Origin of the sequence: Streptomyces spongiae, assembly GCF_009377185.1 — a bacterium.
GTDB classification, from domain to species: domain Bacteria; phylum Actinomycetota; class Actinomycetes; order Streptomycetales; family Streptomycetaceae; genus Streptomyces; species Streptomyces spongiae.
This window is the reverse complement of the sequence record NZ_VJZC01000342.1, coordinates 1-10,667: the sequence shown is the minus strand read 5'-3', so window position 1 is coordinate 10,667 and position 10,667 is coordinate 1. Positions and strand designations below refer to the sequence as shown.

Here is a 10,667-nt window from a genome sequence, read left to right as displayed (position 1 = left end):
CTCCAACGAAATCCGCTCCGTGACCAACGCCCCCAGATCCAACTCCCCCGCCCGCACAAGGCCGGCCAGGACCGGCAGGTCCCGCGCCGGGTTGGAGTTGCCGTACACACAGCCGGCGAGGGTGCGACCCCAGTGGAAGATCTCCAGCGCGTTGAAGGTGACCTGCTGGTCCTTGCCGCCGATACCCACGACCGTCGTGCGGCCGCCCCGCCGCGTGGAGTCCCAGGCCGCACGGATGGTGGCGGCCCGTCCGACGCATTCCACGGCCACGTCCACTCCCTGCCTCCCGGTGAGCGCGCGTATCTCACGGGCCGTGTTCTCCGAGGCGACGACGAAGTCCGTGGCGCCCGCCGACCGGGCCAGTTCCTCCTTGGCCGGAGAGATGTCCACGGCGATCAGTCGCTCGGCGCCCGCTATCCGCGCCGACTGGAGCGTCGCCAGCCCGACACCACCGACGCCGAACACCGCGACGGTCTCCCCCGGCCGGACCTTCGCCGAGTGGTGGACGGCCCCGTATCCGGTGAGGACGGCACAGCCGAGCAACGCCGCGTCGGTGAGCGGGACCCCGTCCGGCACGGGGAGCACGCAGCCGGCGGAAACGACCGTCTCCTCCGCGAACGCGGCCACGTTCAGGCCGGGATGGAGGTCGGCCCCGTCAGGAACCCTTTTCGCGTACACGTCCCCCGCTCCGGTCAGCGCGTTCGCGCACAGCCACACCTCCCCCAGCCCGCAGGCGTGGCAGGTGCCGCAGGAGGGCGCCCAGTTGAGGACGACGCCGTCACCCACCGCGACATGGGTGACGCCGGGGCCGACGGCCACGACCGTGCCCGCGCCCTCGTGGCCGAGCACGGCGGGCACCGGCACCCGCATGGTGCCGTCGGAGAGGGACAGGTCCGAGTGGCAGACCCCGGCCGCGGCCAGCCGGACCCGTACCTGTCCGGGGCCGGTCGGCGGCAGTTCGATCTCGGTCATCTCCAGCTGAGCCCCGACGGCGGGCAGGACGGCGGCACGGACCACGGTGGCCATGAAGAACGGCTCCTCAGAACTGGAGGGACTTGGTCTGGAGGTACTCGGCCAGCCCGTGCGTGCCGAGCTCGCGCCCCACACCCGACTGCTTGTACCCGCCGAAGGGGGCCCGCGGGTTGAAGCGACCGCCGTTGATGTCCACCTGACCGGTGTCGAGCCGGCGTGCGAAGGTCACCGCCTCCGCCTCCTCGCCCGCCCACACGGCACCCGCGAGCCCGTACACCGTGCCGTTGGCGATCCGTACGGCGTCGTCCTCGTCCTCGTAGCGGAGGATCGTGAGCACCGGGCCGAAGATCTCCTCCTGCGCGACGGTCATCTCGGGCGTCACGTCCGCGAAGACCGTGGGGCTGACGAAGTAGCCCTGCTCGCACGGGGGTTCCGCACCGCCCGCGACCAGTCGCGCACCCTCCGCGACGCCCTTCTCGATGTAACCCCGCACCCGTTCCCGCTGCTTGGCGCTGACCAGCGGGCCGATACGGTCGCCGTACCTCCCGGCGGCCTCGGCGGCCAGCTCGACCGCCCGCTCGTACTGCGAGGTGTGGACGAGCATGCGGGTCCAGGCGCTGCACGTCTGGCCGGAGTTGGACATGACGTTGGCGACGCCGACGGCCACGGCGCGGTCGAGGTCGGCGCTCGGCAGGATGACGTTGGCGGACTTGCCGCCGAGTTCCAGGGCCACCTTCTTGATCGCGGCTCCGGCCGTCGCGGCGATCCGCCGGCCGACCGCCGTGGAACCCGTGAAGGACACCAGATCCACGCCCTCGTGCTCGGCGAGCGCTTGGCCCGCGACCGGGCCGAGGCCGGTGACGAGGTTGAAGACGCCGGCGGGGATGCCTGCCTGGTCCACCGCCTCCGCGAAGAGCTGGGCGGTCAGCGGGGTGTCCTCGGCGGGCTTCAGCACGACCGTGCAGCCCGCCGCCAGGGCCGGGGCGACCTTCGCGACGATCTGGTGGAGCGGGTAGTTCCAGGGCGTGATGGCGCCGACGACGCCGACGGGCTCGTGGTGGACGACCGAGTTGCCGACCTTCTCCTCGAAGGCGTACTCGGCGGCGAGTTCGGCGTACGAGCCCGCCACCAGGACCGGCAGCCCCGCCTGCACCTTCTGCGCGAACGGCGGCGGGGAGCCCATCTCGGCCGTGACGGTCTCGGCGATCTCGTCCTGGCGGGCGACGAGGACGTCCCGGAGGGCGCCGATGAGGGCGCCCCGCTCGGCGGGCGGGGTGGCGGCCCAGCCCGGCAGGGCGGCGCGCGCGGCGCGTACGGCGGTGTCGACGTCCTCGGCCGTGCCCGCGGGGACCCGGTCGATCTCCTGCTCGTCGGCCGGGTTCACGACCGCGATAGTGTCCCTCCCGACGGCGGGCCGCCAGGCGCCGTCGATGTACATGCCGTCGTGTGCCTTCATCGCGTTCCTCCCGGGCGGTGCTCGTCGTCCGGACCCTAAACTAGCGATGTTAGTTTTCTGTCGCCAGGGGCCCCGGACGATCCCACACCCGGAGGTCTCAGAAGTCGACCCGCTTCCGGTCGTCGACGATCCGTCTCGGCTCACGTGGCACCCGTCGGCCCCTTCGTCGCCGTCAGGTTGGCGTAGACCACGATGTTGCTCGCATAGCCGGTCTTCCGGTCGTACCGGCCTCCGCAGGTGATCAGGCGCAGCTCCGGGCGGTTCCGGGGGCCGTAGACCTCCTGGTTGGGGAAGTGCGCCTTCTCATACGTCCGCACGGCGTACACGGTGTAGACGGCGGTGAGCCCGTCCGCGCGGCGGACCGCCACGAGGCGGCCGGTCTGGAGTTCACGCAGTGCGGCGAAGACGGCGGGCCCCGTCCGGGTGTCGCGGTGGCCGACGACGACCACCGTGCCGGACTCACCGGGCGAAGGGCCGCCCTCGTACCAGCCGGCCGCTTTGGGGTCGTCCACCGGTGGCGCGGTCAGCCGGCCTCGGCCGTCGAGGCCGAGGCCGACGAGAGGGGCCGCGATACCGAGGTAGGGGATGGCGAGGGACGCCGCCCGGGACCGTGGCAGCGTGCCCGGGGACGCACCGGAGGATGTCCGCCGGGGCTCCGGCGCGTGCGGTGCCCCGACACCGCGCGCGTCGGTCCGGGCCCCGGCGGGGTCGGCGGGCTCGTCCTGAGCCCACCGGACGCCGCCCACCACCAGGGAGACGGTCACCACGATCGTCCGTGTCAGGCGGTAGGCGCGCGTCCGGTACCAGGGCCTCGGAGTGCCCCTACGCCGCACCATCGGAGCGACGGCGGCGCAGCCCGAGGTACGCGGCTCCGGCGACCGCGACGAGGCCCGCGGCCGCCGCGCCCGCGACCGGTGCGAAGTCCTGCTCCTGCGCGAGACCGCCGCCGCCCGCGGGAGGCGCGCCGTTCGGCTCGGCGTTCAGCTCGCTGTTCCGTTCGACCTCGGACTTGGCCTCGACCTCGGGCTTGGCCTGGACCTCGGACTTGGGCTCGACCTCTGCCTTGGGCTCGACCTCGGGCTTGGCCTCGACCTCAGCCTTGGGCTCGATCTTGGCCTCAGCCTTGGGCTCGACGTTGGGCTCGGCATGCACGCCGATTCCGGTCTCGGCGTTCCGGGCCCTGTTGGACTCGGCGTTCCGGTCGCTGTTGGGCTCGGTGTTCGTCTCGTTGTCGGGTACGGCGTTCGCGCCGCTGCCGGGTTCGGCGTTGGGTCCGGCGTGCGGCGCGCTGCCGGGCTCGGCGTTCCGTTCGCCGTTCGGCCCGTCGTTGGGGACCGCGTTCGGGGCGCCGCCCGGCGCGTGGGCGCTGGCCGGCGCCTCGCGGGTGCAGTCGATCTTGAATGCCTTCTGCTTCCCGGCGCCCATGCCGCCGTCGACCCGCCAGGTGATCTTGTACTGCGCCTCGGGAAGCGACAGGTTGTCGTCCGTGCGTCCCGCGCCGTCCGTGAGGAGGACACGCCCCGAGAGCTGCGCGGCACCCGGCTTCGCGGGGTGTCGTTCGATGGCCCACGAGATGCCCTGGGCCGATTCGAAGTTGACGGCCTCCAGGTAGAACTCGCAGATCTTCGGCCGGCCGGCCTGGGGGACGGCGTCCGTGTCCGTCATGTGGATCTTGATGTCGCCGCGGTCGCCGGGAGCCGCGACGGCGGCGGCGGTCGGTGCGACGAAGAACGCGGTTCCCGCCACGGTCAGCGCCGCGAGGGCAGCGACACCCGGGCGCGCGCCCGCGCGGCATGAGAGGGACGACGAGGTGGGCATGCGAGACCTCCGAGAGTCAGGTGATAGTCACACAAATCGGGCTACGACTGACTCTTTGTCACATCCACGTCGGCCGGTGTCGGTGCCGCGCTTCACAAGCCGTCAGATTTCGCTCTTCCGGCCCAAGGACGCCCCGGGCCCACGGCCCTTGTCGGCCCCGCCCTCGACCTGCCCGTTCCCGGGCTTCGCGGGCGAGCGCAACGCTATCCCCGAGGACAGCAACAACAGCGCGCCCAGCATCACGAACGGCGCGGCGACACCCGCGACGCCGGCGACCAGACCCGCGGCGCCGGGCGCGGCGACCTGGCCGAGCCGGTTGCCGGTCAGCCGCAGCGCGAGGGCGGTGGAGCGGGCGTCGTCCGGGGCGGCCTGCACGACCGTCGTCATGGACAGCGGCTGACCGACCCCGAGGCAGAACCCCAGGACGGCGAGCATCCCGGCGAGTGCCCACACCGGCACGGGCAGCGCGATCCCGGCACACAGCACGGCCCCCACCAGGCAGGTCACGGTGAGCAGCGCGGTCCTGCCGAGCAGCCGCAGCATGGGCGTCATCACGAGCCGGCAGGCGATGGTGGCCGCCGCGCGCAGGCTGAGCAGCAGGCCGATCACGGACGGCGCGATGCCGCGCTCCTCGCCGACCACCGGCAGGTACGCGGTGAGGACGTCCGTCGCGGACAGGACGGCGAGGCTGATGAAGATGCCCGCGGGTACGCCCCGGGTGCGCAGGATGCGGTGGACGGGAACCCGTTCGCCTTGTGCCGCACGGGACTTGGGTGCCGTACGACGCTCGATGCGCCACAGCGAGGTGAACGCGACCGCGGCTCCCGCGCCCGCCACGAGCAGGGCGAGCGCGCTCGTGCCCGCCCGGTCCGCGCCGCCGATCAGGGCGCCCGCGGCGATCGGCCCGACCAACTGGCCCAGGGAGGCGCCGATGGTGAAGTGGCCGAAGTTGCGGTCCTGTTCGTGCGGCGCGGACTGGCGGGCGACGATCGACTGCGCGCCGATGACGAAGGACAGGTGCCCGAGCCCCATCACCCCGCTCCAGGCGGCCATCGCGAGCAGCGAGTCGGCGAGACCGCTGAACACACAGCCGCCGGAGATGAGGACGACGCCGACGGGCAGCAGGGGCGCACACCGCCCGTGGTCGGTGCGGCGGCCCAGCGGTACGGCGGCGAACAGCGGGAGCAGGGCGTAGACCCCCGCGATCACACCGACCGCGCGCTCGTCGGCGCCCAACGCGAGGGCCCGGTAGGACACGGCGGGCCGCGCCATCGACACCGCCCCCTGCGCGAAGCTGAAGGCGATGACGAGGCGGAGCAGCCAGCCGCGGTTCCCACCGGGCCTCACGACACGGTCCTCCTCGAAACGTTCTCTCCGACTCAACTGCCCTGCCGGGCTCAGATGATGCCGAACACGATTCCCGCGCCGAGGATGATCAGCGAGGTGATCGCGGCCCACTTGACCACGAACTTCGTGTGGTCGCCGAACTCGACCTTGGCCATGCCGACGAGCACGTACACGGCCGGGACCAGCGGGCTCGACATGTGCAGCGGCTGGCCGACGAGCGAGGCGCGAGCGATCTCCAGCGGCGACACCCCGTGCGCGGCGCCTGCCTCGGCGAGCACCGGCAGGACACCGAAGTAGAAGCCGTCGTTCGACATGAAGTACGTGAGCGGCAGGCTCAGGAAGCCGGTGACGAGCGCCATGTGCGGGCCCATGCCCTCGGGGATGCTGTCGACGATCCACTTGGCCATGGAGTCGACCATGCCGGTGCCCTGGAGGACGCCGGTGAAGACGGCGGCGGCGAAGACCATGCCGGAGACGTTGAGGACGTTGTCGGCGTGGGCGGCGAGCCGGGCCTTCTGGTCGGCCATGTTCGGGAAGTTGACGGTCAGCGCGAGCGCGGCACCGAGGATGAACAGCACCGGGATCGGCAGCCACTCCATGATCATCGCGGTGAGCAGGGTCGCCGTGAGCAGCGCGTTGAACCAGTACAGCTTGGGGCGCAGGGTCGGACGGTTGGGGTCGAGGCCCTGGAGACGGACGTCCTCGTGGCCGTTCTCGGAGTCGTCGTCGGCGTCGGTGCCGCTGCCCGCGCCACCGGTGGTCTTCGCCGTACGGCCCTTGTCGTTGCCCTTGCCGCCGGAGGCACCCGCGCCGACGAGGACCGTCTCGGCCTGCTCCTGCTTCTCGCCCTCGCCGTCCTTGACGATCTTCTCCTGCTCCAGCACGTCGTCCAGGCTCAGCACGCCGAGGCGCTTGCGCTCGCGCAGACCGAGGACGTACGAGAGGACGATGACGAAGAGCAGGCCGACGAGGAGCGCCGGGATCATCGGGACGAAGATGTCGCCCGCGTCGAGCTTGAGCGCGGTGGCGGCACGGGCCGTCGGGCCGCCCCAGGGCAGCGTGTTCATCACACCGTTGGCGGTGGCGGCGACGCCGGTCATCACGACCAGGCTCATCTTCAGGCGCTTGTACAGCGGGTACATCGCCGAGACCGTGATCATGAAGGTGGTGGAGCCGTCGCCGTCGAGCGACACGATCGCGGCGAGCAGGGCCGTACCGATGACGATGCGCAGCGGGTCGGCCTTGCAGAACTTCAGGATCCCCCGGACGATCGGGTCGAAGAGACCGACGTCGATCATGAGGCCGAAGTAGACGATGGCGAACATCAGCATCGCTGCGGTAGGCGCGAGGGTGCCCACCCCCTCGATGACGTAGTCGCCGAGCTTGGCACCCTTTCCGACGAACACGCAGAAGAGTGCGGGGATCAGCACGAGCGCCGCGATCGGCGACATCTTCTTCATCATGATCAGGACCAGGAAGGTCGCGATCATGGCGAAGCCGAGGATGGTGAGCATAAGTGGATACCTAACGTTCGCCCTTGAACAGCCACCAGGGCCGGCGGTTGGAGCGACGTTAGGGCCCGTCGACAAGCGTTAACAAGACGTTGACATGCGAGCAATAAGCGCAGAACTCCAGGTCACAGCGTTATGCCTGCTGGAGCGAGGTCGACGGGCACGCCATTGAGGACCGCGTTGCCCGACAACGGGTCGAGTTGTGAGCCGTCGAGGAGCTGGTTCACGTTCACGCCCGGGTCGAGCGCGGCGTGGCTCATACGGGTGCCGGGACGGTCGTGTCCCCAGCCGTGCGGGAGGCTGACGACCCCGCGCCGGATGGCGTCGGTGACCTCGACCGGAGCGGTGACCTCTCCCCCGGCGCCCTTGACGCGTACGGCGTCCCCGTCGGCTATCCCGAGGCGTTCGGCGTCCTCGGGGTGGATGTGCAGCGTGCAGCGGTTCGTACCGCCGGTGAGGGAGGGCACGTTGTGCAGCCAGCTGTTGTTGGACCGCAGATGCCGGCGCCCGACGAGCACGAGCCCGTCCTGGCGCTCCCGCAGCGCCTGCCGGAGCCTGGGCAGGTCGTCGGCGATCGGCTGCGGCAGCAACTCGACCTTGCCGCTGCGGGTCTTCAGCCGCTGTGACAACCGCGGCCGGAGCGGCCCGAGATCGATGCCGTGCGGGTGGTCGAGCAGCTTGCTGAGGCTCAGCCCGTCGGGTCGTACGCCGAAGCCGTCGCCGTACGGGCCGAGGCGCAGCATCATGTCGAGGCGCCGCTCGGGGCCGGTGTCCCCGGTGAGTGCCGCGGCGAGTTCGCGCGGGTCCCGCCCGTGCACGGGCGAGTGGGCCTCCTTGACGGCCTTGCCCAGCGTCTGGTCGATGACCATCGCGTCCACGGCTGAGGGGTCGGCGCCGTGCATGCCGGTCGCGGCGAGGACCAGCCGGGCCAGGATCTCGGTCTCGGGCATCCTGCCGTCCTCCAGGGGGACGGCGGCGGGGCTGTAGCGGGCCTGGTTGCGCACGGCGAAGGTGTTGAACGCGAAGTCGAAGTGCGGGGCCTGCGAGGGTGGGGGCGGCGGCAGGATCACGTGCGCGTGCCGCGAGGTCTCGTTGAGGTACGGGTCGACGCTGACCATGAAGTCCAGCGTGCCGAGGGCCTTGTCGAGCCGGTCGCCGTCGGGGGCGGAGAGGACCGGGTTGGCGGCGACGGCGATGACGGCGCGCACGGGCGTGCCCTCGTCGGTCGCGGTGTCGATCTCCTCGGCGAGCGCGGACAGCGGCACCTCGCCCTTCGCCTCCGGGTGCCCGCTCACCCGGCTGCGCCAGCGCCCGAGTTGGAACCCGTGGCCGGGTCCGGCCGGCCGGGGTGTCTTGTCGGTGGCGGACAGCGGGAAGAGGGCGCCGCCGGGCCGGTCGAGGTTGCCGGTGAGGATGTTCAGCACGTCGACGAGCCAGCTGGCGAGGGTGCCGTGCGGGACGGTGCAGCTGCCGATGCGTCCGTAGACGGCGGCGGTGGGCGCGGCCGCCAGTTCGCGGGCGAGGGCGCGGATCGTCGCGGCGTCCACGTCACAGGCTTCGGCGACGGCTTCCGGCGTGAACTCCTTCGTGGCGTGCGCGAGTTCGTCGACCCCCTGCACGTGCGGGGTGAGCTCCCCGAGATCGACGAGTTTCTCCTCGAAGAGGACGTGTGCCATCGCCGCGAGCAGCAGCGCGTCCGTGCCGGGCCGGATGGCGACGTGCCGGTCGGCGAGTTTGGCGGTACGGGTGCGGCGCGGGTCGACGACGGTGAGGGTGCCCCCGCGCGCCTTGAGTGCCTTCAGTTTGCCGGGGAAGTCGGGGGCGGTGCACAGACTCCCGTTGGACTCCAGGGGGTTGGCGCCGAGGAGCAGCAGGTGGTCGGTGCGGTCGAGGTCCGGTACGGGGATGGCGTTGGCGTCGCCGTACAGCAGTCCGCTGGAGACGTGCTTGGGCATCTGGTCGACCGTGGAGGCCGTGAAGACACTGCGGGTGCCGAGGCCCGCGAGGAGGACGGGCGGGTAGAGCGCGCCGGCCATGGTGTGCACGTTCGGGTTACCGAGCACGATGCCGACGGCGTTCGGCCCGTGTGCCTCGACGACCGGCCTGATGCCTGCGGCGACGGCATCGAACGCCTCCTCCCAGGTGGCCTCACGCAGTTCCCCGTCCTTGCGGACCAGCGGGGTGCGCAGCCGGTCCGGATCCCCGTCGGCCTCCCCGAACGAGGCCCCCTTGGGGCAGATGAACCCCTTGCTGAACACGTCGTCCCGATCCCCGCGCACCCGGGTCACCCGAGCGCCCTCGATGGTGAGGGTCAGACCGCAGGTGGCTTCGCAGAGGGGGCATATACGCAGGGCGGTACTGGGCATGTCGCCTCCCGGCGGCGTGGTCGTACGGGCGGGTTGAGCATACCGACCGGTACGCATCCAGGGGAGCCCCTGTCGCAGACCCGGGCCTGACGAGATGGCGGGGCCGGGGGGCGCAGCCCCCCAAAGGGGCGCGGGGAACTGCGCGACCAGCCCAAGACACCCCACACTCGCCAACGGACACCAAGGGGCTCTACCAGCTCGCGAGGATTGAGGGCGCACCCCCCAAGGGGCGCGAGGAACTGCGCGACCAGCCCAAGACACCCCGCACTCGCCAACGGACACCAAGGGGCTCTACCAGCTCGCGGGGATTGGGGGCGCACCCCCAAGGGGCCCCGGAGAACTCAGTCCAGCACCCGCCCCAGATACGCCCGCAGCAACTCCCGCGCCTCCTGGATGATCCGTTCGTCACCCTCCGAAGAGACACGGAAGGCGAGCTGGACGAGGGTGTCCGCGGTTTCCACGGCGACCAGGAAGGTGCGGCGGAGATCCTCGTCGGGGCTGCGGTCGATATAGCCGGAGAGGAGCTGACTGAGGCGGTCCGCGACGCGGGTGTTGGGCTCGGCGTGGCGGGCACCGACGGGGATCTGGTTGCCGAAGTCGACGAGGGCGAAGCCGGGGGCCGTGCGCTTCATGTCGAGGTACTCGTCGAGGACGGTGTCCATGACCGTGCGCCACCCCGCTCCCCCGTCCGTGTCGCGCAGCCGCTCCGTGACGCGCTCGGTGAAGCGGTCGAGGTTGCGCTCGGCGAGGGCGTCCGCCATCGCCCGCTTGTTGCCGAAGAAGCGGTACACCGAGCCGATGGGCACATCGGCACGCAGGGCGACGGCACGGGTGCTCAGGGCGTCGTAGCCCACCTCGTCGAGCAGGCCCGCACAGGCGTCGAGGATCCTGGTCAGTCGTTCGGCGCTGCGGCGCTGCACGGGGGCGCGACGCAGCGAGGTCACTGGGGACACGGGCTTCATGATGCCTTTCCGCCTGGGTGCGATGAGCGTCCCGTACAGGTACGCCCTTCCGTACGGGCTGGGGATCCGCTCCTGTTCACCGTGGCGTCCGGAGCGCTCCCGCTCGTGGTCGGCGCCGGCTCGGGCTCCGACGCCGTGATGTCCGCCGTGCTCTCGACGGGTTCGCCGTCGACGGACCACACGGTGTGGTCGTCCGCGTACAGGCGGGCGGTCGGGTACTCGTTCATGAAGCCGT

The 10,667-nt window shown here is 71.5% G+C and carries 8 protein-coding genes; all 8 read right to left on the bottom strand.

Annotated features, from left to right (window positions below):
* A partial coding sequence (locus tag FNH08_RS33240) for a zinc-binding dehydrogenase (RefSeq protein ID WP_152775242.1) occupies positions 1 to 1,026 on the bottom strand: 1,026 nt, incomplete at its 3' end.
* A gap of 13 nt (positions 1,027 to 1,039) precedes the next feature.
* Positions 1,040 to 2,428, bottom strand: coding sequence for an aldehyde dehydrogenase family protein (locus FNH08_RS33235; RefSeq protein ID WP_152775241.1), 1,389 nt, complete (start codon positions 2,426 to 2,428; stop codon positions 1,040 to 1,042).
* A 140-nt stretch (positions 2,429 to 2,568) separates the two neighbouring features.
* Positions 2,569 to 3,192, bottom strand: a complete 624-nt coding sequence (locus FNH08_RS33230; protein WP_322725916.1) for a class F sortase — start codon at positions 3,190 to 3,192, stop codon at positions 2,569 to 2,571.
* Between the two features lie 58 nt (positions 3,193 to 3,250).
* Positions 3,251 to 4,246, bottom strand: a complete 996-nt coding sequence (locus tag FNH08_RS53685) for a hypothetical protein (protein WP_194238695.1) — start codon at positions 4,244 to 4,246, stop codon at positions 3,251 to 3,253.
* Positions 4,247 to 4,348: 102 nt separating this feature from the next.
* Complete coding sequence (locus tag FNH08_RS33220; RefSeq protein WP_322725915.1) at positions 4,349 to 5,593, bottom strand: MFS transporter; 1,245 nt, start codon at positions 5,591 to 5,593, stop codon at positions 4,349 to 4,351.
* Positions 5,594 to 5,643: 50 nt separating this feature from the next.
* Complete coding sequence (locus FNH08_RS33215; RefSeq protein WP_152775238.1) at positions 5,644 to 7,107, bottom strand: CitMHS family transporter; 1,464 nt, start codon at positions 7,105 to 7,107, stop codon at positions 5,644 to 5,646.
* A gap of 122 nt (positions 7,108 to 7,229) precedes the next feature.
* On the bottom strand, positions 7,230 to 9,470 hold the full coding sequence (locus FNH08_RS33210; protein WP_152775237.1) for a molybdopterin oxidoreductase family protein: 2,241 nt from the start codon (positions 9,468 to 9,470) through the stop codon (positions 7,230 to 7,232).
* A gap of 341 nt (positions 9,471 to 9,811) precedes the next feature.
* Complete coding sequence (locus FNH08_RS33205; RefSeq protein ID WP_152775236.1) at positions 9,812 to 10,432, bottom strand: TetR/AcrR family transcriptional regulator; 621 nt, start codon at positions 10,430 to 10,432, stop codon at positions 9,812 to 9,814.
* Positions 10,433 to 10,667 lie beyond the last annotated feature (235 nt).

What these genes read in the sequence shown, in the direction of transcription:
- FNH08_RS33235 (WP_152775241.1), bottom strand. Translation starts at nt 2,428, where the DNA reads ATGAAGGCACACGACGGCATGTACATCGACGGCGCCTGGCGGCCCGCC.
- FNH08_RS53685 (WP_194238695.1), bottom strand. Translation starts at nt 4,246, where the DNA reads ATGCCCACCTCGTCGTCCCTCTCATGCCGCGCGGGCGCGCGCCCGGGT.
- FNH08_RS33215 (WP_152775238.1), bottom strand. Translation starts at nt 7,107, where the DNA reads ATGCTCACCATCCTCGGCTTCGCCATGATCGCGACCTTCCTGGTCCTG.
- FNH08_RS33210 (WP_152775237.1), bottom strand. Translation starts at nt 9,470, where the DNA reads ATGCCCAGTACCGCCCTGCGTATATGCCCCCTCTGCGAAGCCACCTGC.
- FNH08_RS33205 (WP_152775236.1), bottom strand. Translation starts at nt 10,432, where the DNA reads ATGAAGCCCGTGTCCCCAGTGACCTCGCTGCGTCGCGCCCCCGTGCAG.